The sequence below is a fragment of the Phenylobacterium zucineum HLK1 genome, assembly GCF_000017265.1.
Lineage (GTDB): Bacteria > Pseudomonadota > Alphaproteobacteria > Caulobacterales > Caulobacteraceae > Phenylobacterium > Phenylobacterium zucineum.
In genome coordinates, this window is record NC_011144.1 from 1,066,337 (window position 1) to 1,087,203 (window position 20,867).

16 protein-coding genes are annotated in these 20,867 nt (G+C 70.7%); 6 read left to right on the forward strand and 10 right to left on the reverse strand.

Going from position 1 to position 20,867, the window contains the following annotated elements; genetic code table 11:
* The first annotated feature begins 4 nt into the window (after positions 1 to 4).
* The 4 genes from nirB to cobA are packed head-to-tail and all read left to right on the forward strand — an operon-like array spanning position 5 to position 6,201.
* Entirely contained in the window at positions 5 to 2,467 is a 2,463-nt protein-coding gene (gene nirB, locus PHZ_RS05285; RefSeq protein ID WP_012521531.1) for a nitrite reductase large subunit NirB, read from the forward strand.
* Positions 2,464 to 2,802 (forward strand): nitrite reductase small subunit NirD, encoded by a 339-nt coding sequence (gene nirD, locus PHZ_RS05290; protein WP_041373229.1) that lies wholly within the window; start codon positions 2,464 to 2,466, stop codon positions 2,800 to 2,802. The genes nirB and nirD overlap by 4 nt, the downstream gene beginning before the upstream one ends.
* Positions 2,799 to 5,441, forward strand: coding sequence for a nitrate reductase (locus PHZ_RS05295; protein WP_012521533.1), 2,643 nt, complete (start codon positions 2,799 to 2,801; stop codon positions 5,439 to 5,441). The genes nirD and PHZ_RS05295 overlap by 4 nt, the downstream gene beginning before the upstream one ends.
* A complete protein-coding gene (gene cobA / locus PHZ_RS05300) occupies positions 5,431 to 6,201 on the forward strand; it encodes a uroporphyrinogen-III C-methyltransferase (protein WP_012521534.1) in 771 nt (256 codons plus the stop codon). The genes PHZ_RS05295 and cobA overlap by 11 nt, the downstream gene beginning before the upstream one ends.
* Before the next feature lie 6 nt (positions 6,202 to 6,207).
* On the opposite strand, the gene PHZ_RS05305 is transcribed toward cobA, so the two are convergent.
* The 3 genes from PHZ_RS05305 to PHZ_RS05315 are packed head-to-tail and all read right to left on the reverse strand — an operon-like array spanning position 6,208 to position 11,943.
* Positions 6,208 to 7,611, reverse strand: coding sequence for an efflux transporter outer membrane subunit (locus PHZ_RS05305; RefSeq protein WP_012521535.1), 1,404 nt, complete (start codon positions 7,609 to 7,611; stop codon positions 6,208 to 6,210).
* Entirely contained in the window at positions 7,608 to 10,790 is a 3,183-nt protein-coding gene (locus PHZ_RS05310) for an efflux RND transporter permease subunit (RefSeq protein WP_012521536.1), read from the reverse strand. Before PHZ_RS05310 ends, PHZ_RS05305 begins: the two co-directional genes overlap by 4 nt.
* A 13-nt stretch (positions 10,791 to 10,803) precedes the next feature.
* Positions 10,804 to 11,943 carry an efflux RND transporter periplasmic adaptor subunit gene (locus PHZ_RS05315; RefSeq protein ID WP_041373230.1) on the reverse strand — a complete coding sequence of 380 codons (1,140 nt, stop codon included), beginning with the start codon at positions 11,941 to 11,943 and terminating at the stop codon, positions 10,804 to 10,806.
* Between the two features lie 118 nt (positions 11,944 to 12,061).
* On the opposite strand from PHZ_RS05315, the gene PHZ_RS05320 reads away from it, so the two are divergent.
* Positions 12,062 to 12,637, forward strand: coding sequence for a TetR/AcrR family transcriptional regulator (locus tag PHZ_RS05320; protein ID WP_012521538.1), 576 nt, complete (start codon positions 12,062 to 12,064; stop codon positions 12,635 to 12,637).
* A gap of 94 nt (positions 12,638 to 12,731) precedes the next feature.
* A protein-coding gene (locus PHZ_RS05330) for an IS3 family transposase (RefSeq protein ID WP_407946656.1) occupies positions 12,732 to 13,897 on the forward strand; the annotation gives its coding sequence in 2 pieces (ribosomal slippage) (positions 12,732 to 12,990 and positions 12,990 to 13,897; 1,167 coding nt in all).
* A 252-nt stretch (positions 13,898 to 14,149) separates the two neighbouring features.
* Here the strand turns inward: PHZ_RS05330 and PHZ_RS05335 are convergent.
* The 7 genes from PHZ_RS05335 to PHZ_RS05370 all read right to left on the reverse strand — a co-directional run bounded on the left by PHZ_RS05335 (position 14,150) and on the right by PHZ_RS05370 (position 20,865).
* Positions 14,150 to 14,524, reverse strand: coding sequence for a hypothetical protein (locus tag PHZ_RS05335; protein ID WP_148216791.1), 375 nt, complete (start codon positions 14,522 to 14,524; stop codon positions 14,150 to 14,152).
* A protein-coding gene (locus tag PHZ_RS05340; protein ID WP_407946656.1) for an IS3 family transposase occupies positions 14,524 to 15,689 on the reverse strand; the annotation gives its coding sequence in 2 pieces (ribosomal slippage) (positions 14,524 to 15,431 and positions 15,431 to 15,689; 1,167 coding nt in all). Before PHZ_RS05340 ends, PHZ_RS05335 begins: the two co-directional genes overlap by 1 nt.
* A 43-nt stretch (positions 15,690 to 15,732) precedes the next feature.
* Positions 15,733 to 16,287: a hypothetical protein gene (locus tag PHZ_RS05350; protein ID WP_049758144.1), complete on the reverse strand. Its 555-nt coding sequence runs from the start codon at positions 16,285 to 16,287 to the stop codon at positions 15,733 to 15,735.
* Positions 16,259 to 17,422 (reverse strand): hypothetical protein, encoded by a 1,164-nt coding sequence (locus tag PHZ_RS05355; RefSeq protein ID WP_012521539.1) that lies wholly within the window; start codon positions 17,420 to 17,422, stop codon positions 16,259 to 16,261. The genes PHZ_RS05350 and PHZ_RS05355 overlap by 29 nt, the downstream gene beginning before the upstream one ends.
* Positions 17,423 to 17,424: 2 nt before the next feature.
* On the reverse strand, positions 17,425 to 18,345 hold the full coding sequence (locus PHZ_RS05360) for an HNH endonuclease (RefSeq protein WP_012521540.1): 921 nt from the start codon (positions 18,343 to 18,345) through the stop codon (positions 17,425 to 17,427).
* A gap of 94 nt (positions 18,346 to 18,439) precedes the next feature.
* A complete protein-coding gene (locus PHZ_RS05365; protein ID WP_148216792.1) occupies positions 18,440 to 19,393 on the reverse strand; it encodes a hypothetical protein in 954 nt (317 codons plus the stop codon).
* Positions 19,394 to 19,419: 26 nt separating this feature from the next.
* Positions 19,420 to 20,865, reverse strand: coding sequence for a restriction endonuclease subunit S (locus tag PHZ_RS05370; RefSeq protein ID WP_148216793.1), 1,446 nt, complete (start codon positions 20,863 to 20,865; stop codon positions 19,420 to 19,422).
* Between the last annotated feature and the right edge of the window lie 2 nt (positions 20,866 to 20,867).

Here is a 20,867-nt window from a genome sequence, read left to right on the forward strand (position 1 = left end):
GATCATGACCACCCTCAGGGAACGCCTCGTCGTCGTCGGCAACGGCATGGCCGGCTGCCGGGCGGTGCAGGAGGTGCTGAAGCGCGACCCCGGCCGCTACGAGATCGCCATCGTCGGCGCCGAGCCGCGGGTGAACTACGACCGCATCATGCTCTCGCCCGTCCTGGCGGGGGAGAAGACCTTCGCCGACATCGTGCTGAACGATGAGGCCTGGTACCGCGACAACGGGATCGCTCTGCACGCCGGCCGGCGGGTGGAGGCCATCGACCGCCAGGCCCGGATGGTGCGCGGGGAGGGCGGCCTTGCGCTGCCCTACGACCGGCTGGTCCTCGCCACGGGGTCGGACCCGGTGCGCCTGCCCCTGCCGGGCGCTGACCTCGCCGGCGTCGTCACTTTCCGCGACCTCGACGACGTGGAGGCGATGATCGCCGCCTCCGCCCGGCCGGGCGCGCGGGCGGTGGTGATCGGCGGCGGCCTTCTGGGCATCGAGGCCGCCTACGGCCTCGCCCGCCGGGGCATGGCGGCCACTGTCGTCCACCTGATGGACGTCCTGATGGAGCGCCAGCTCGACGCCTCCGCCGGCTTCCTGCTGGCCGAGGCGATGGCCGCCCGCGGCGTCGAGACCGTGCTGGAGGCCCAGTCCGAGGAGATCGTGGGTCGGGACGGCCGGGTTGCGGGCCTGCGGCTGAAGGACGGCCGCGTGCTGCCCTGCGACCTCCTGGTGATGGCGGTCGGCATCCGGCCGAACGCGACCCTGGCCAAGGCCAGCGGCCTGGAGGTCGGCCGCGGGGTGGTGGTGGACGACGCCCTGCGCACTTCCGATCCGGCGATCTACGCCGTGGGCGAGTGCGTCGAGCACCGGGGCCAGTGCTACGGCCTCGTGGCCCCCATCTGGGAGATGTGCCGCACGCTCGCCGACGCCCTGACGGGCCGCGAGGCCGCCTGGGAGGGCGCGGTGCTCTCCACCCGGCTGAAGGTCTCGGGCGTGGACGTCTTCTCGGCCGGCCGGTTCGCGGGCGGCTCGGGTTGCGAGGACATCGTGTTCCGGGACGCCGGGCGCGGCGTCTACAAGCGGATCGTGCTGGAGGAGGGCCGCCTCGCCGGGGCGGTGCTGTTCGGCGACGTCGCCGACGGCGGCTGGTACTTCGACCTGATGCGGCAGGAGACCGAGGTCTCCGACATCCGCGAGACCCTGGTCTTCGGCCAGGCGGTGACGGAGGGCCTTCGGGGCCTCGACCCTAGCGCCGCCGTTGCGGCCATGGCCGACGAGGCCGAGGTCTGCGGCTGCAACGGCGTCTGCAAGGGGACCATCGTCCAGGCCATCGCCGAACAGGGCCATGCGACCCTGGACGCGGTGCGGGCCCACACCAAGGCCTCGGCGTCGTGCGGCTCGTGCACGCCCGTCGTCGAGCGGATCCTGAAGGCTACGCTGGGCGACGCCTTCCAGGTCCAGACGGGGCCGAAGCCGGTCTGCGGCTGCACCGGGAAGGGCCACGACGAGGTGCGCCGGCGCATCCTGGCCGAGGGGCTGAAGTCCATGCCTGCGGTCATGCAGGCGCTGGAGTGGACCACGCCCGACGGCTGCCCCGCCTGCCGGCCGGCCCTCAACTACTACCTCCTGTGCGCCTGGCCGGGCGACTACCGCGACGACCGCCAGAGCCGCTTCGTCAACGAGCGGGTGCACGCCAACATCCAGAAGGACGGCACCTATTCCGTCGTTCCGCGCATGTGGGGCGGGCTCACCTCGGCGGCCGAGCTGCGCGCCATCGCCGACGTGGTCGAGAAGTTCGCCATCCCGACCGTCAAGGTGACCGGCGGCCAGCGCATCGACCTGCTGGGCGTGAAGAAGGACGACCTGCCGAAGGTGTGGGCCGACCTCAACCGCGCGGGCATGGTCTCGGGCCACGCCTACGCCAAGGGCCTGCGGACCGTGAAGACCTGCGTCGGCTCGGACTGGTGCCGGTTCGGAACCCAGGACTCGACGGGCCTGGGCGTGCGGCTCGAGAAGTTCATGTGGGGCTCGTGGACCCCGGCCAAGGTCAAGCTCGGCGTCTCGGGCTGCCCGCGCAACTGCGCCGAGGCCACCTGCAAGGACATCGGGGTCGTCTGCGTCGACAGCGGCTACGAGATCCACGTCGGCGGCGCCGCTGGCCTGCACATCCAGGGGACCCAGCTCCTGACGAAGGTCGCCACCGAGGACGAGGCGGTCTGGACCATCTGCGCCGTCACCCAGCTCTACCGCGAGGAGGGCTGGTACCTGGAGCGCATCTACAAGTGGATGGACCGGGTGGGGCTGGAGACCATCCGCGCCGCCGTCTGCGACCCCGACCGGCGGCGCGCCCTCTACGACCGCTTCGCCTATTCGCAGCGCTTCGCCCGCGTCGACCCCTGGGCCGAGCGGGTCGCCGGCCGCGACGCCGCCGAGTTCAACCCGCTCACCCGCCGCCTGGAGTTCGCCCCCGCATGAACGCTCTCGTGAAGGACCCTACCGTCTGGACGGACGTCGGGGCCGTGACCGACATCCCCGCGCGGGGCGCGCGGCGCGTGCCGACGCCGGATGGCGACATCGCCGTGTTCCGCACCGGCGACGGCCGCATCTTCGCCCTGAAGGACGCCTGCCCTCACAAGGGCGGACCGCTGAGCCAGGGCATCGTCCACGGCCACGCCGTCGCCTGCCCCCTGCACAACTGGTCCATCGACCTGGCCACCGGCGAGCCGCTGGGGGCCGACCGCGGCAAGGGCTGCGCGCCGGTGGCGCGGGTCCGGGTGGAGGGCGGTCGCGTCCTCGTGGGGCGGGTGTGAGGACGACCTGCCCCTACTGCGGCGTCGGGTGCGGGATCTCGGCTGAGGCCGAGGGCCGAGCGCTGTCGGTGGCGGGCGATCCGGCGCATCCGGCCAACCTCGGGCGGCTGTGCTCGAAGGGGAGCGCCCTGGGGGCCACGGTCGGCCTGGAGGGGCGGCTGCTGCATCCGACGATCGGCGATCGCCCCGCGACTTGGGCCGAGGCGACCGGGCTGGTCGCGCGCCGGTTACGGGAGGCCATCGCCCGCCACGGGCCGGACTCGGTCGCCTTCTACGTCTCGGGCCAGCTGCTGACCGAGGACTACTACGCCGCCAACAAGCTGATGAAGGGCTTCATCGGCTCGGCCAACATCGACACCAACTCGCGGCTGTGCATGGCCTCGGCGGTTGTGGCCCACAAGCTCGCCTTCGGCGCCGACCTCGTCCCGGGCTGCTACGAGGACCTGGACCTGGCCGACCTCGTGGTCCTGTCCGGACACAACGCCGCCTGGACCCACCCCGTGCTCTTCCGCCGCCTGGAAGCCGCCCGCGCCCGCGGCCAGCGCCATGTGGTGATCGACCCGCGCCGCACCGACACGGCCGAAGCCGCCGACCTGCACCTGCCCATCGCCCCGCAGACCGACGTGAGGCTGTGGAACGGCCTGCTGGCCGACCTCATCCGGCGGGGCGCGATCGACCTGGCGTTCCTCTCGGCCCACGTCGGGGGCTTCGCCGAGACCGAGGCCGAGCTCGCACGCGCCGACCAGTCGCCCGCCGCCGTCGCCGCCGACTGCGGCGTGCCGCTCGCCGACCTCGAGCGCTTCTTCCGCTGGTTCGCCGCCACGCCGCGGACCGTCAGCCTCTTCTCCATGGGGGCCAACCAGTCGGCGCAGGGCGTGGCCAAGGGCCTGGCCATCCTGAACGTCCACCTCGCCACCGGCCGCATCGGCAAGCCCGGGGCCTGCCCGTTCTCGATCACCGGCCAGCCCAACGCCATGGGCGGGCGCGAGACCGGCGGCATGGCCACCACGCTGGCCGCCCACATGGATTTCGAAGAGGCCGCCCGCGCCCGGGTCCGGCGCTTCTGGGGCGCGCCGACGATCGCCGAGCGGCCCGGCCTGAGGGCCGTCGAGATGTTCGAGGCGGTGCGCGAGGGCCGCATCAAGGCGCTGTGGATCATGGCCACCAATCCGGCGGTCAGCCTCCCCGACGCCGGCCGCGTCCGCGAGGCGCTCGCCGCCTGTCCGTTCGTCGTGGTGTCCGACGTCATGGCCGCGACCGACACCTCGGCCTTCGCCCACGTGCGCCTGCCCGCCCTGGCCTGGGGCGAGAAGGACGGGACCGTCACCAACTCCGAGCGCCGCATCTCGCGCCAGCGGCCGCTGCTTCCCCCGCCCGGCGAGGCGCGCGCGGACTGGCGGATCGTCGCCGACGTGGCGACGGCCATGGGCTTCGGCGAGGCCTTCGGCTGGCGCACGCCGGCGCAGGTGTTCCGCGAATGGGCGCGGCTGACCGCCTACGACAATCCGGACCGGGTGCTGAACCTCGGCCCGCTCGCCGCCCTCACGCCCGAGGCCTACGACGCCCTGGAGCCGGTCCAGTGGCCGGTGACGGCCGCCGGGGGCGCGCCGCGCCTGTTCACGGACGGGCGGTTCCAGACGCCTGACGGGCGGGGGCGCATGCATCCGGTGGCGGCCGAGGGGCCGGCCGAGCCGGTGGATCCCGGCTATCCGCTGGCGCTCAACACCGGCCGGGTCCGCGACCACTGGCATACGCTCACCCGCACCGGGCTGGCCCCCGAGCTGTGCCGCCATGCGCCCGAGCCCTATGTGGAGATCCACCCCGCCGACGCCGCGCCCCTGGGGATCGCCGAGGGCGCGCTGACCCGGATCGTCACCCGGCAGGGCGAGGCCGTGGCGACCGCCCGCCTTTCCGATCGCCAGCGGCCGGGCTCGGTCTTCCTGCCGATGCACTGGACGCAGGCCTTCGCCCCGGCCGGCCGCGCCAACCCGCTGGTCGCGGCGCGCACCGATCCCCGCTCGGGCCAGCCCGAGTTCAAGCACACGCCGGCCCGCGTGCGGCCCTATCGCGAGACCTGGCGCGGCTTCCTGCTCGCCCCAGCGGCCGTCGAGCCGCCGCGAGGCTGCGACCTGGTCTGGCGGCGCATCCCACAGCCGGCCTGCCAGCTGCACGAGTTCGCCGGCCGGGGGGACGGCGCCGAGCGCGAAGCGGTGCGCCGGGCGCTGGCCCGCGGCGCGCCGGCCGAGGTGCTGCGCTTCGAGGACCCGGCCGCCGGCGTCCTGCGCGAGGCCTTCCTGGCGGAGGGGCGGCTCGAGCGGGTGCTGTTCCTGGCGGCGGCCGGCGAGCTGCCGCCCCGGGACTGGCTGGCGGAGCTGTTCGCCGGCGGCGTGCTCGACCCCCTCCAGCGGGCGGCCCTGCTGGTCGGCCGCGCGCCCGGCCGCGCGGTGGAGGCCGGCCCCGTGGTCTGCGCCTGCCGCGGCGTGCGCCAGCCGCGCATCGAGGCCGCCATCGCCGACGGGGCCCGCGACCTCGACGCCGTGGCCGGGGCGACCGGAGCCGGCGCGTCCTGCGGCTCGTGCCGGCCCGAGATCGCCCGTCTCCTTTCCGCAACCAGTCCGCAGGTGCGCCATGCCGCCTGATCCCGTTCCCGGCCGCGTCCGCCTAGTGGGCGCCGGCCCCGGCGCCGCCGACCTCCTGACCGTGCGCGCCCTGCGGGCGGTGCAGTCGGCGCAGGCCCTGCTCTACGACGCCCTTGTCCCCGAAGAGATCGTGGCGCTCGCGCCGGCCGCCTGTCTCAAGGTCCAGACCGGCAAGCGCGCCGGTCGGCCCAGCCTGCGGCAGGAGACCATCAACCGCCTGATGCTGCGCCTGGCGCGCCGGGGCCTCGACGTGGTCCGGCTGAAGGGCGGCGATCCCTCGGTCTTCGGGCGGGTGGGGGAGGAGGCGGCGTTCCTCGCGGCCCGCGGGGTCGCGGTCGAGATCGTGCCCGGCGTCACTGCCGCCTGCGCGGCCGCGGCCCAGTTCGGCTTCCCGCTGACCCACCGGGGCGAGGCGCGTCGGGTGGTGTTCGCCACCGCCACGCTGAAGGACGGCGCCCCCTGCCTGGACATGGCGGCCGCCGCCGATCCGCAGGCCACGGTCGCGCTCTATATGGGCGGTGGCGCGGCGCCCGACCTGGCCGCGGCGCTCGTCGCCGCGGGCCGCAGCGCGGCGACTCCGGCGCTGGTGCTGGAGTCGGTCGGTCGGCCGGACGCGCGCATCCTGTTCGACGGCACGCTCGCGGGGCTCACGGCCGCCGCCGGCTTCCGCGCGGAGGGACCGGTCCTGCTGGTCGTGGGCGAGGCGGTGGCCCGGGGTCTCGCCCGCGGAGGTGCGGGCAGGATCGAAGCCGCCGCGTGAGCGGCCTCAGCCGCCGTCCGTGCGCCAGCCGCCGCCCAGGGCCTTGAACAGCGTGATCTGGTTCGAGGCGACCAGGGCCTCCGACTGGGCGAGCTGCGCCTCCAGGCCGGCCAGCGTCCGTTCGGCGTCGAGCACGGTCAGGAAGCTGTCCAGCCCGGCGCCCTGGCGCAGGCGCGCCAGCCGCACCGCCTCCGCGCTCTCGTCGCGGGCGCGGCGCAGGGCCGTGCGCCGGTCGAGCTCGCGCCCATAGGCGGACAGCGCCGTCTCGGTCTCCTGCAGCGCGGTCAGGGTCGTCTGCTCGAAGGCCGCCAGGGCGCCCTGGGCCGCCGCGTCGGCCTGGGCGATGCGGGCGCGGGCGAGCCCGATGTTCGGGAAGCTCCAGCTGATCAGCGGGCCGACGCTGAACGAGACCTGGTCGCCCAGGTCCCGGCCCTCGCCGCCGACGCTGGCCAGCGAGCCGCCCAGGGTCACGCGCGGATAGAGCGCGGCGGTGGCCACGCCGATGCGGGCGGTGGCCGCGGCCAGGCGCCGCTCGGCCTGACGCACGTCGGGACGCCGCGCGAGCAGCGAGGCGCCGTCGCCGACGGGGATCGCCGCTTCGAGCTGCGGAATGGCCGTGCAGGCGGCGGCCGCGGGCGAGACCTCGGCCGGCGGGCGGCCCGTCAGCACCGACAGCCGGAACAGCGCGGCGTCGCGCTGGGCCTGCAGGGGCGGGACGGCCGCCCGGGCGCTCTCGGCCTGGGCCTGGGCGCGCGCGACGTCGAGGCCGGTGCCGCGGCCGGCGTCCAGCTGCCGGCGGGTGAGGGCGGCGGTCTCCTCGGACAGCGCCAGCGAGCGGCCGGCGACCTCCAGCTGGGCGCCGGCGGCGCACGCGTCGGCGTAGGCGCGGGCGGTCTCGGCGGCGACCGAGACCCGCACCACGTCCAGCGCCGCCTGGGCCGCGTCGCGGTCGGCGCGGGCCGCCTCGATCGCGCGGCCGACCCGGCCGAAGAAGTCCACCTCGTACGAGACGTCGAGCCCCGCCGAGACGGTGTCGCCCTCCACCATCCGGCCGGTGGCGGGGTCGGGCTGGCGGCTGCGCGCCGCCCCGCCGCTCGCCGTCGTGGACGGCAGGCGGCCGACGCGGGCTTCGGACAGCGAGGCCCGGACCTGCGCCAGGTTGGCGGCGGCCACGGCCACGTCGCGGTTGTTGGCCAGCGCCTCGGAGATCAGGCGGTCCAGCGCGGGGTCCTGGTAGAGCCGCCACCAGTCGGCGGGGGGCTCGGCGGCCTCGACGGGCGCCGCCCCGGCGCCGACGAAGGCGCCGGAGGTCCCGGCCATCGCGCCGGGCGCCTTGTAGTCCGGGCCGGTGGCGCAGGCGGAGACGAGGGCGGCCGCGGCGGCGGCCGTCAGCAGGATGCGGGCGCTCACGGGCGGCTCCCTTCGATCTGGGTCGTCGCCGGCGCGTCCTTGGGCGGCGGCTTGGGCAGACGCTCGGCCAGCTTGCGGCAGACCACGTAGAAGACCGGCGTGAACACCAGTCCGAAGAAGGTCACCCCCAACATGCCGGAGAACACGGTGGTGCCGAGGGCCTGGCGCATCTCCTGGCCGGGGCCGGTCGCCAGCATCAGCGGCACGACGCCGAAGATGAAGGCGAAGGAGGTCATCAGGATCGGCCGCAGGCGCGTGCGGGCCGCGGTGACGGCCGCCTCGAAGCGGGTCTGGCCGTCGCGCTCCTCGGCCTGCTTGGCGAACTCGACGATCAGGATGGCGTTCTTGGCGGCCAGGGCGACGAGCACCACGAGGCCCACCTGGGTCAGGATGTTGTTGTCCTGGCCCCGCAGGCTGACCCCGATGAGCGCCGCCAGGATGCACATCGGGACGATCAGGATCACCGCCAGCGGCAGGGTGAAGGCCTCGTACTGGGCGGCCAGCACCAGGAACACCAGCAGCACGGCCATGGCGAAGACGATCCCGGCGGTGTCACCGGCGGCCTTCTCCTGGAACGCCAGCTCGGTCCACTCGTAGCTCATGCCCTGCGGCAGGGTCTGGTCGGCGAGCTGCTCCATCGTCCCCAGCGCCTGGCCGGTCGAGACGCCCGGCGCGGCCGAGCCGATCACCTCGGCGGCGGGGAACAGGTTGAACCTCACGACCCGCGTGGGGCCGGTGTCGCTCCGAAGGTCGGCCACGGAACCCAGAGGCACCATCCCGCCCTGCGCCGAGCGGACCCGCAGGCCGGCGATGTCGGCCATGTCGTCGCGGCCCGAGGGCTCGGCCTGGGCGGTGACGCGGAAGTTGCGCCCGCCCAGGGTGAAGTCGTTGACGTAGGTCGAGCCCAGGTAGGTCCCAAGAGTGCTGAACACGTCCTGCGGCTGGACGCCCATCATCAGCGCCTTGTCGCGGTTGACGTCGGCGGTCACCCGCGGGGCGCCGGTGTTGAACTGGTTGAACACGCCCTGCACATCCGTGCGCTGGCCGGCCGCGCCCATCAGGCCGTTCGCGGCCTCTTCGAGGGCTTCGTAGCCGGCGCCGGAGCGGTCCTGGACCATCAGCTTGAAGCCGCCGCCGTTGCCCAGGCCCTGCACGGGCGGGGGCGACAGGACGAAGATGTTGGCCTCTTCCACCGCGCCCAGCTGGCCCATGATGGCGCCGGCCACGGCGTCGGCGCCCAGCGCCTTGCCGCGCTCGTCCCAGTCCTTGAGGCGGATGAACATGGTCGCCGCGTTGGAGGCGTTGGAGAAGCTCGCGCCGTCGAGGCCGGCCATGCCGGCCACGTTCTCGACGCCCGGCATCTTGGCCACCTCGGCGCTGGCCCGCCGCACGATGGCGTCGGTCCGCTCCAGCGAGGCGCCGGGCGGCAGCTGGATGACGCCGATCAGCACGCCCTGGTCCTGCTGCGGGATGAAGCCGGTGGGCGTGACCGCCAGGCGCCAGCCGGTGACCGCCAGCAGGCCGCCGTAGACGGCCAGCACGAGGACGCTGGTGCGCACCAGCCGGGCCGTCAGGCGGCCGTAGCGCTCGCTGAGCGCGTCGAAGGCGCGGTTGAACGTCCGTCCCGCGGCCTGCAGCGGGCGCAGCCAGCGCGGGCCTTCGTCGTGGTGCTCCCGGTGCGGCTTCAGCAGCAGGGCGGCGAGCGCGGGCGACAGCGTCAGCGAGACCAGCAGCGAGATGGTGGCCGCCGCGGCGATGGTCACGGCGAACTGGCGGTAGAACTCGCCCGGGATGCCGGGGACGAAGGCCGTGGGCACGAACACCGCCAGCAGCACGAGGCCGATGGCGACCAGCGCGCCGCTGACCTCGTCCATGGTGCGGTAGGCCGCCTCGCGGGGACTGAGCCCCTCGCGGATGTTCCGCTCGACGTTCTCGACCACCACGATGGCGTCGTCGACGACGATGCCGACGGCCAGCACGAGGGCGAACAGCGACAGCGAGTTGATCGAGTAGCCAAGGGCCAGTTGCACGGCGAAGGTGCCGACCAGCGCCACCGGAATCGCCAGGATCGGGATCAGCGCCGCCCGCCAGGTCTGCAGGAAGACCAGGATCACGATGACGACGAGGAACACCGCCTCGATCAGCGTGTGCTGCACGGCCTCCACCGAAGCCTGGACGTACTCCGTCGGGTTGTAGGGGATGGTGTATTCGACGCCGGGCGGGAAGTCGGCCTTCGCCGCTTCGACCGCGGACAGCACGGCCTCGGCGGTGGAGAGGGCGTTCGAGCCCGGCTGCTGGATCACGGCCATGCCGATGCCGCGCTCCCCGCCGAAGTAGCCGCGGATGCTGTAGTCCTGCGACCCCAGCTCGACCCGGGCGACGTCGCGGACCCGCGTGACCCGGCCCTGGTCGTCGGTCCGGATCACGACGTCGGCGAACTGCTCGGGCGTGCCGAGGCGGCCCTGGACGTCCACCGGAAGCTCGGTCGCCACGCCCGCGTCCGTCGGCGCCTGGCCCAGGGCTCCGCCCGAGGCCTGGACGTTCTGCCCGCGCAGGGCGGCCACGATCTCCTGGGCCGTCAGATTGCGCGCGGCCGCCTTGTCCGGATCGATCCAGACGCGCATCGAGTAGAAGCCGCCCCCGAAGAGCTGGACGCCGCCGACGCCGGGCACCCGCAGCAGCCGGTCGCGCAGGCTGGAGTTGGCGTAGTTGCCGACGAAGTCGACGTCGACCGAAGGGTCCTTGGACGTCAGCGCCACCAGCATCAGGAAGCCGGTGGACTGCTTGTTCACCGTCACGCCGATCTGGCGGACCTGCTCGGGCAGGCGCGGTTCGGCGAGCGCGACGCGGTTCTGGACCAGCACCTGGGCCGCATCGAGGTCGGTCCCCGGCTGGAAGGTCACGGTGATCTGCGCCGTGCCGTTGGCCGACGAGGAGGTCATGTAGAGCATGTCCTCGACGCCGTTGATCTCCTGCTCGAGCGGCGCGGCGACCGTCTCGGCCAGTGTCTCGGCCGAGGCGCCTGGATAGCTGGCGATCACCGCCACGGTCGGCGGGGCGATCTCCGGGTACTGCGACAGCGGCAGCTGCGGGTAGGCGAAGAGGCCGAGCAGGGCCACGAACACCGAGATGACGCCGGCGAAGATCGGCCGGTCGATGAAGAAGCGGGAGAAGCTCATCTGGCGGGGCGGCCTAGCGGACGATGGTGGCGGTGGAGGCCGGCGCCGCGGCCGGGGCGGGCCGCTCGGCCGCCTGGGCCGTGCGGCTGATGGTGACGGTCTTGGGCTGGACCTTCTGGCCTGGGCGGACGCGCTGGACGCCGTTCACCACGACCCGGTCGGTCGGGTTCAGGCCGGCGCGGATCACCCGCAGGCCGTCCACGACGGGGCCGAGCTGCAGCGCCCGGCTCTGCGCCTGGCCGTCCGCGGCCACGACATAGGCTACCTTGCGCGGACCGTCCGAGGCCACGGCGGTCTCGGGGATCAGCAGCGCCTCGTAGGCGCCGGCGCCGGCCATCCGGGCCGAGCCGTACATGCCTTCCTTCAGGAAGCCGTCCGGATTGCGGATGCGGGCGCGCAGCCGGATCGTGCCCGAGGCCGGGTCCACGGCGTTGTCGAGGAAATCCACCGTCCCGGTCCAGCGGTAGTCCGCTTCGTCCTGCAGCCGCACCTGCACCGGCACCCCGCCCTTGCCGGCGGTCTGGCGCTGCAGCTTCAGCAGCTGGGCCTCCGAGGCGTCGAAGATGAAGTGGATGGGGTCGGCGGCGACGATGGTGGTCAGCACGTCGCCCGCGGAGGTGCCGCCGGCGATCAGGTTGCCGGGATCCACCCGCCGGGCCGAGATGCGGCCCGAGATGGGCGCGGTGACGCGGGTGAACTCCACGTCGAGCTGGCGGGCGCGCAGGGTCGCCTCGGCGACCGCGGCGGCCGAGCGGCGGTTCTCGTACTCCTCCTGCGAGATCGCGGTCGCGGCCAGCAGGCTCTCGGCCCGCTTCAGCTCGGCGCGGGCCAGGTCGGCCTGGGCGCGGGCGGCGGCGAGCTGGGCCTGGGCGGGACGCGGATCGAGGGTGAAGAGGAGCTGGCCCTTGCGGACCGTCTGGCCCTCCTGGAAGTGCACGGCCTGGAGGTAACCGCCGGCGCGGGCGCGCACGTCCACCCGGTGCGAGGCCTCGAAGCGTCCCGTGAAGTCGTCCCAGTCGCGCACCGTCGCCTTCAGGGGCGTGGCGACCGAAACCGCGGGGGCGGCCGCGACGGGCGGTCCCTCCTTCCGTCCGCAGCCAACAAGCGCCAAGCTCGCCAGCGCGGTGAGCGCCAGCGTTCGGAAGGTCCGCATCGATTTCTATCCCCTCGGCGCGCGGGGAGGCGCGCGCGGCATCAAGTCAACGTGTGATGACTTATTGACTCGGACCGGCAACAAGTCAACGGTTGTTGACAACCATGGAGGATTTTTCATGAGCCAGCCGGAATGCACGCCGCGGTCGCGCAACGCGGCGGCCACGCGCGCGGCGATCCTGGCGGCGGCCCGGGCCCGGTTCGCCGAGGAGGGCTATGACGTGGCCAGCATCCGCGGCATCGCCGGCGAGGCCGGCATCGACCCGGCCCTGGTGCTGCGCTACTTCGGCTCGAAGGAGGATCTCCTGGCCGAGGTGCTGGCCGACAGCGGCTCGGTGCGCGATCTGCTCGAGGGGCCGCGGGAGGAATTCGGCGCCCGCGCGGCCCGCATGCTGCTGCTCGAGCCCATGGCCGACCACAAGCTGGCCGTGCTGCAGATCATCCTGCGCTCGGCCTCCTCGCCGAAGGCCGGCCCCATGATCCGGCGCAACACCCAGGTCGCCTTCTACGAACCCATGGAGGAATGGCTGGGCGGCGAGGACGCGCCGATCCGAGCCCGCACCCTGGGCGCGATCATCATGGGCGCGGCGATGTCACGGGCGATCGACAACAACGGCCTGGACGATCCCGCCGACCGCGAGCGGCTGTGCCAGCGCCTGGCCGAGGCGCTCCAGCAGGCGGTGGAGCGGCCCTGAGGCGATGGGATGGCCATTGTGATCTGACGCTGTGACCTGCCCCCTTCCTGATCCCTCGGTTTGAGTGAGAGTCCGTCACCCTGAGGAGACGGACGTGAAGAAGAGCAGGTTCAACGAGGCGCAGATCATCGGCGTGCTGCGGGAGCAGGAGGCCGGGAGCCCGACGGCGGAGGTTTGCCGGCGGCATGGGATCAGCGAGCAGACCTTCTACCGGTGGAAGGCGAAGTACAGCGGCATGAACGTGTCGGATGCCCAGAAGCTGAAGACGCTGGAGGACGAGAATCGGCGACTGAAGAAGCTCTTGGCGGAGTCCATGCTCGACGTGTCGGCGCTGAAGGACCTGCTGGGAAAAAACTGATCGGGCCTGCAGCGCGCCGGGAGGCCGTGCTTCGCCTGATGGCGGAGCGCGGCTTCTCGCAGAGGCGCGCCTGCGGGCTGGTCCAGGTCGATCCGAAGACAGTGCGCCGCGTGGCCCAGCCAGGCGATGCGGAGGTACGCGCCCGGCTGCGGGGCCTGGCGGCGGAGCGACGCCGCTTCGGCTACCGGCGGCTCGGCATCCTGCTCGAGCGTGAAGGCGTCAGCATGAACAAGAAGAAGCTCTTCCGGCTGTACCGCGAGGAGGGCTTGGCGGTGCGAAGGCGGCGCGGCCGCAAGCGCGCCACCGGCACGCGGGCGCCCATGGCGCTGCCGGACGGGCCGAACCAGCGCTGGAGCCTGGACTTCGTGGCCGACACGCTGAGCTGGGGCCGGCGCTTCCGGATCCTGTGCATCGTCGACGACTTCACCCGCGAGGCGCTGGCGCTGGTGGTCGACACCTCGATCGGCGGCCATCGCATGGCCCGCGAGCTGGACGCCCTGATCGCCCGGCGCGGCCGGCCGGCGACCATCGTTAGCGACAACGGGACCGAGATGACCAGCCGGGCCATGCTGGAATGGACCAACCGCACCGGCGTCGACTGGCATTACATCGCGCCCGGCAAGCCGCAGCAGAACGGCTTCGTCGAGAGCTTCAACGGCAAGCTGCGCGACGAGTGCCTGAACGAGGAGGTCTTCGCCAACCTCGCCGAGGCCCGGGCTGTCATCGAGCGCTGGCGGCTCGACTACAACCACGTCAGGCCGCACTCGGCGCACGGCGGACTGACCCCGGAAGCCGTGCGTCTGAACCCCGCGGCCGGCCGGCTGCGCAACTTGATCAGCTCCACCGCCCGGCCGCTACCGCCGGCGCTGGAGATCAGCTACCAACCCCCTGGGCTCTCATAATGATCGAGGGACCGGCGGGGGGCAGGTCACCTGGGCTCTTAGAGGCTGTCATCCTTCTCGGGGGTGCGGGGGGACTTCTCTCGGCTCTTGCCTACCTTCAGCGCTCATTAGGCGTTCCTGTTGCATGGGCTTTCCGTGCGCGGGTCGGCAGCACCCTTCGACGAGTTGGAAGTTCGAACCCTCGCGCAGTGGCGTGAGTGCGCCGCCCCACTCGAAGAAGGCGCGCCGCGGGAGTGAGGTCGTCGCTGCCAACTAGCTGACGTTCCACTTCGCCTTGAGCCGATCGACGGTGGTGCGCCACTTCGGCGTCGTCGGTTTGCAGACGGTGTTCTGGTTACCGAAGAGGCCGATCTCGTTGACCGCCTTGTCTAGGTCGACAGTGTGGAGCCAACGAACCGGTATGAAGTACTCGGAACGCTCGGGATCGCCTGCGTACTCGCGGTGGTAGTTGGCCTGCGTGAGCACCTCCAGAGCGGGGCGCTCGGCGCCATCGACTTCGATCCTGAAATCGGACGCGGCCTGCGGCGGCCCGATCACTTCACCTACGCCGAGGAAGCCGTAACCCGGCGCCTTCGCCCAAACACGATCGCCCACATTTGACCTGCCCCCCGCCGGTCCCTCGATCATTATGAGAGCCCAGGGGGTTGGTAGCTGATCTCCAGCGCCGGCGGTAGCGGCCGGGCGGTGGAGCTGATCAAGTTGCGCAGCCGGCCGGCCGCGGGGTTCAGACGCACGGCTTCCGGGGTCAGTCCGCCGTGCGCCGAGTGCGGCCTGACGTGGTTGTAGTCGAGCCGCCAGCGCTCGATGACAGCCCGGGCCTCGGCGAGGTTGGCGAAGACCTCCTCGTTCAGGCACTCGTCGCGCAGCTTGCCGTTGAAGCTCTCGACGAAGCCGTTCTGCTGCGGCTTGCCGGGCGCGATGTAATGCCAGTCGACGCCGGTGCGGTTGGTCCATTCCAGCATGGCCCGGCTGGTCATCTCGGTCCCGTTGTCGCTAACGATGGTCGCCGGCCGGCCGCGCCGGGCGATCAGGGCGTCCAGCTCGCGGGCCATGCGATGGCCGCCGATCGAGGTGTCGACCACCAGCGCCAGCGCCTCGCGGGTGAAGTCGTCGACGATGCACAGGATCCGGAAGCGCCGGCCCCAGCTCAGCGTGTCGGCCACGAAGTCCAGGCTCCAGCGCTGGTTCGGCCCGTCCGGCAGCGCCATGGGCGCCCGCGTGCCGGTGGCGCGCTTGCGGCCGCGCCGCCTTCGCACCGCCAAGCCCTCCTCGCGGTACAGCCGGAAGAGCTTCTTCTTGTTCATGCTGACGCCTTCACGCTCGAGCAGGATGCCGAGCCGCCGGTAGCCGAAGCGGCGTCGCTCCGCCGCCAGGCCCCGCAGCCGGGCGCGTACCTCCGCATCGCCTGGCTGGGCCACGCGGCGCACTGTCTTCGGATCGACCTGGACCAGCCCGCAGGCGCGCCTCTGCGAGAAGCCGCGCTCCGCCATCAGGCGAAGCACGGCCTCCCGGCGCGCTGCAGGCCCGATCAGTTTTTTCCCAGCAGGTCCTTCAGCGCCGACACGTCGAGCATGGACTCCGCCAAGAGCTTCTTCAGTCGCCGATTCTCGTCCTCCAGCGTCTTCAGCTTCTGGGCATCCGACACGTTCATGCCGCTGTACTTCGCCTTCCACCGGTAGAAGGTCTGCTCGCTGATCCCATGCCGCCGGCAAACCTCCGCCGTCGGGCTCCCGGCCTCCTGCTCCCGCAGCACGCCGATGATCTGCGCCTCGTTGAACCTGCTCTTCTTCACGTCCGTCTCCTCAGGGTGACGGACTCTCACTCAAACCGAGGGATCAGGAAGGGGGCAGGTCAGTTTCGCTCTTCTCCCTCTGCGCCGCGTCTTCCTCGTACCTTGAGAGGAACGCAATGAAATAGGCGGGCGTGCCTGCAGCTTCTCTGCCAGCCTTGTTGAGGTAGACGACGTTCCCATGCGCCAGTGCGTTTCGCATTACGCGCAGTACCTCGCCCGCCCTCCTTTTGTTGATCGTGTTCGCCTCTGCGGACATCGAGGGGCGCCCGGCTTGATCCTTCCAAGAGGCGACATCGTTCGGGTCGCCCATGATCCGCGAGAACTGCCAGGCTTCGGGGGCGGCGCCGGCCCAGAAGGGGGCGTCCTGCCAGGGCCTGCGCTCGAGTTGTCGAAGTTCTTCATAGAGCGCCGAACCGCGCTCCTGCTTGTTGGGATGATGACCCTTGAGGCGTTCATAGGGGATCACCAGCACCGAGGCCGCCGCAAGCAGCGCGAACGACGTCAGCAGGTCCTGCTTTCGCGCGATCGGCTCCGCTGCATCGAGCAGCGCGAGGCACCGTTCAGGGTACTCAGTGACGAACCGGCTCGGCACTCCCATCCGAGTTCCCCTCCCTTACGAGCATCAGCAGCCGTTTGAACTCTTCGTTGTCGCTCGGGCCCTTCCAGAAATTGATGAAGCGGGCCACGACCTGGACGTTTCCTCGAACATAGTGTCCCGCACTGTCGATGCGGTCGCACGACGGGTAGAGGGCGCGGTCTCCGTCCTTGGTGAAGTCCAAGGCGATCCCTGTGAGGGCGCACCGATTGCCCTGAACGTCGAGAAGTTCTTCGAGCAGTCGATCGAGTTCGGTCGAGGTGAGATCGGTTTGCTTGTCTTTGACAATCCGCTCAACCAACTGGCCGTTGGAGTTGCGGACTGTGTTCTCGATGGACAACCGCATCTCGATGATCGCGCGCTCCCGGCCGCCGACGATCCGCCCAGCGGTCGTGCCGCGCCTACCTCGGCCGTCGCCCAAAGGCTCGGGCAGCTTCATCAGCAGCCAGAGAAACGAATGCGCGTCGACGAGACGGGTCCTCGATAGGCCAGGAAGCTCCGCCAAGCGCACGCGCACCTCCGCTAGGGCGGCGTTGAAGCGTCGGTAGTTGTCCCAGGAGCAGTTGTGCAGCGTGACCAGCTCGACGCCTAGTTCGCGGAACGCCCGATCGAAGGTTGTCGGCTGGATCGGCATGAACCGGTCCATGTCCTTCAGGAAAAACAGATAGGCCATGAGCGGGTACTTGGCGCCGGTGAGGTGGCTTAGCCGAGCGAAGACGGCGCCCTCTTCGGCCTCCACGCCGCGATAAAGGTCATAGAAGAGGCGCTCCAGTTCACGGCGCAAGCCAGGGTCGGTTTGCGCCTCCAGCAAGACCCGATGGTCGCGGTTCGCGTGGCCGTACCGGTTCTGCCAGAAGACCAGATTGTTCGTGAGGTTGATCCGGCTGTCCTGGATCTCGGTCGCGTCGATGACGTGCTGGAGGATCGTCCCTGAACCGATCTGCGTCTCCTGCCACTCGCGGGGCGCGAGCAGCTTGAGGGCGTGGTCGCGCAGGCGGGGCTTGTAGCCTTCCCAGGCCGCCGCCGCGCCCTCCTGGAAGTTGGTGAACGGCCTGCCGCCGTCCTCTGCTGCGATCAAGCGCTGGAACCGCGCGAATGCTGCCTGCGTCGCGCCCGCTTCAACGTTCCCCTCAGCCATGGTCACCCCCTGAAGCAGTTCTCGTTGTGCCAGGTCAGCGCCACCGGATCGGGCGCTTGGGTCGGCAGGTCCGGCGTGCGGATCGGCTGACCGTGAAGGGCGTAGTAGTGCCGACCGTTGTCGAACTCCTCGCGGATGCGGCGGCTCACCTCGAACCGGTGGTCGGGCGTGACGGTCACATAGCCGGCGTCGAACAGGCTATGGATGTCGCGCCTCAGCAGGAGACCGTTCCGCGCTTCGTGAGAGCCGCCTTCGGCAAAAGGACGGATGTGAGCCGCCTCGAGCGCCGGCAGCGTCCGCTCGCCCGTGATGGCGCACTTGCGGCCATAAACATCGGTGACCAGCACGCGGAACGCCCCCTGACCGAGCCGCGGCCGTATCAGCTGCGGGGCGCCGAACCGGGCGGCCTCCTCCGACATTCCAGGCGTGCGAAGTCGCTCCAGCCGCCCTTCGACCGCGTCCCATAGGGCGAGGCCGTCACTCGTATCGGTGTTGTAGGTCTTGAACGAGACGATGTTGGCGGCCCAGCTCGTGGGTACTGGGATCCAGTCCGATTCATCGAAGAAGAACGGCTGGGTCAGGATGCGGCAGCCGATGGGAAAGTCGCTACGGTCCGCTGGATCGGTGCGCCGGTAGCGGGCGATCCGGCGGCGCATGTCCTGTGCCGAGGCTGCGCCATTGGCTTCACCGAATGCCGCCCAAGCCAGGGAACACGGCATGGCGTTGGCGTGGGCGAACACGCCGCCGCCCACGATGACGTTTCTCGGCGCATGCAGCTTGAACAGGAACAGCTCGCCGGGCCGGAGGGCGCGGAAGTTTGCCGCCGAGGGCGCCCAGAAGTTCACCTCGGTCAGGTCAGTGCGATAGCGGAGGGCTTCGAACCAGTCGCTATCCGTCACCGCCACGACGAGATTGACGCCCATTGCGGCTACACTGCGTCGAGAAGGGCGGGCGCGACGAGCCGCTGAGCCGGGGCGACGAAGGTCCACAGAGCGTTGGAGAAGAGCATGCGCGGACCTAACCGAAGGGCTGCTCGTCACTGCGGAAAGGCAGAGTCCAAGAGGGACCGGTACGGATAGCCACGCCGTCCGGTTCGTAGCTAAGCTCCCGCAGCTCTTGCTGCATGCCGAGGGCGATCTTCCGTGCCGTGGACCAGTCGTCGTTCTCAAGGGCGCGGGCGATCTTCGGGTGAATGGCGACGCCGAGATCGACATCTTCGAGGCTTTTGACCCGAGCTTCAGCGTCGGGGGCGTCTGCTGCGTCTGAGGCGGCCGCCCGCCAGAGCATCGTCACGGGCTCATAGTGCCAGCGCCACGCTCCTTCGGTGTCGGAAATGACGATGGGTTCGCCGAGAGGCTCCGGGTCTCGCCAGTAGAACTCCAACTCCTCGCTGCGTAGGAAGGTGAAGGAGGCGATGTGCAGCGCGGGCGCCTGGCCGTCCACCGATGCGATCCGACTCGCCTGTCCCTTGGCGTTGTCTTTGTCGCCCGTCGTGGGAGGGGAGCTGCGGCCCTTGCTTTCGAAAGAGTACCAGTCTCCGGTGGACGCGTTCTGACCTATCAGATCTGGTCGTGATCGCTCGTGGAGCATGGCGCCGACTTGGTCCTTGAAGACATCGAGATGGAGGAGCCAAGGCGTATTGAGCATCCGTGAGGCAAACACCTTGCAGAAGGTCATGCCGAGGAAGTAGCTGACCGCCCCCTTTTCCGTAGGATCGAGTCTCCTGAAGGCGTCGGTTCGACGAAGCCGAGGGTCCCAATGGACGCGCTGTTCGACGGCAAGCCTGACGGCGGAGATCCTGAACAGGGCCTCGTGCAGGGAGGCTGCGCCGTAGTCGAACACGGCATGAATGTTGGGCCTGCCGACCGTCAGGGCAGCCCATAGGATCTCGTCCCAGCTGACATCGAGATGGCTCTTCGTGTTGCGGACAGACCCAGATGGAAAGTCGGCAGCCTCGTAGGGGACGCGCATCGGGGCCCGTCTGCGCGCGAGCGACATTAGGCAGCCTTCGCTATGGCCGGCTCGCTAAGGGCCTCGGCCAGGAGGGCTTCGAGCAGCTTCCGCCGGGTGGAATCGGCGGCGGTGAGGCTGGCTTCCAGCTCGTCGCAGATGGTCATCAGCCGTTCCACTTCAGCGGCGATACGCCGCTGCTCGGCAGGGGGCGGGAGATAGATTTCGGCGGTTTCGACTTGCTTCGATGAGATGTGCGGGACGCCGTTGCTCCGGCCGGGATCAATCTGAGCGGAGAAGTGCGGAGAGTTGATCCAGAGGAAGAGGTAGCTCGCATCGAGTTCCTTCGACAGAACGAAGCGGCCAACGCGCTGGAGGAGCAACGCAGGGAGATCCTCCTTCGCTACTCGCGCCACCTTAGTCCCGGAAACGATGAAGGGACGATCCAAGGAGAGCACGATGTCGCCTTCGTTTAGGCGAAAGCGCTCGAACTCATGGATCATTGTGTCAGGCAGGCGCACCTCATCCGACCAGTTCAGGGAGCCGTGCCCTACGTTCGCGTTCCGCACCAAGCGCGTTCCTGACTTGGAGAACCACTCACTCTTGAACGCATAGCCATTCTGCAAACTCGCGAAGTCGCCAAGCCGAACTGCTTGCCTACTCCAGGCAGGATTGCCCGATAGGCCGCCGCGAACAGCCAAGCTCAGGATCGTATTCCGCAGCTGCGCGATCTGACCGGGGCGGGCCGTGAGGGCCGGCAGGGCGTCGAGGGCGAAGCGGGCGTCGGCCTGGAAGGTCCCGGGGTTGGGGGTGTTCAGGCGCGCGAGGCTCGCCGCCGCCAGGCGGTCCCGCGCCGCCTCCCGCGCCGTCCGCGCCGCCTCCAGCTCGTCGCAGAGTGCCATCAGCTCGTCGATCTTGGCGACGATGCGGCGCTGTTCACCCACAGGAGGCACCGCGAGGACTAGGGCGTAGGCGTCTGATCGACTTAAGCCTGGCTTCACGCCTTTACCCAGGGTGCCGAGGTCGAGAGCGGTCAGCGCGTGAAACAAGTAGTTGAAGTCAAAATAACTAGGCACTTCGATGAAATAAGCGACGTCGGTAGTCCAAGATGGGACCGTGCACAGGTTCAACGCTCCGGCCGAACCCTTCCTTCCTACAATGATGGATGGCTGCCGTGTCAGCGGCACGGAGGTGAAACCAACCACACCGTTGGAGCCATAGACCGGTATTGGACCGGCGTCTTCTCGGTCTGAAGCCTTAAGACCTTTCCCATATTGGAAGTCGAGCAAATCGCCCACTCTTGCCCGCAGCCACCCCCGCGGCGATCCTTCGGAGGACGCAGACGGCTGCCCTAGCCGCGCGAGCAGTTCCGGATCGGGCTTCTCCACGGGGTCGTGCGCGACGATCGCGCCTCGTACCGCGATATCCACTACGAACCGCCGTAGCCTCGCCACCGCATCTGGTGCCTCGGCGATCTCCTCGTAGTGCGCCAACA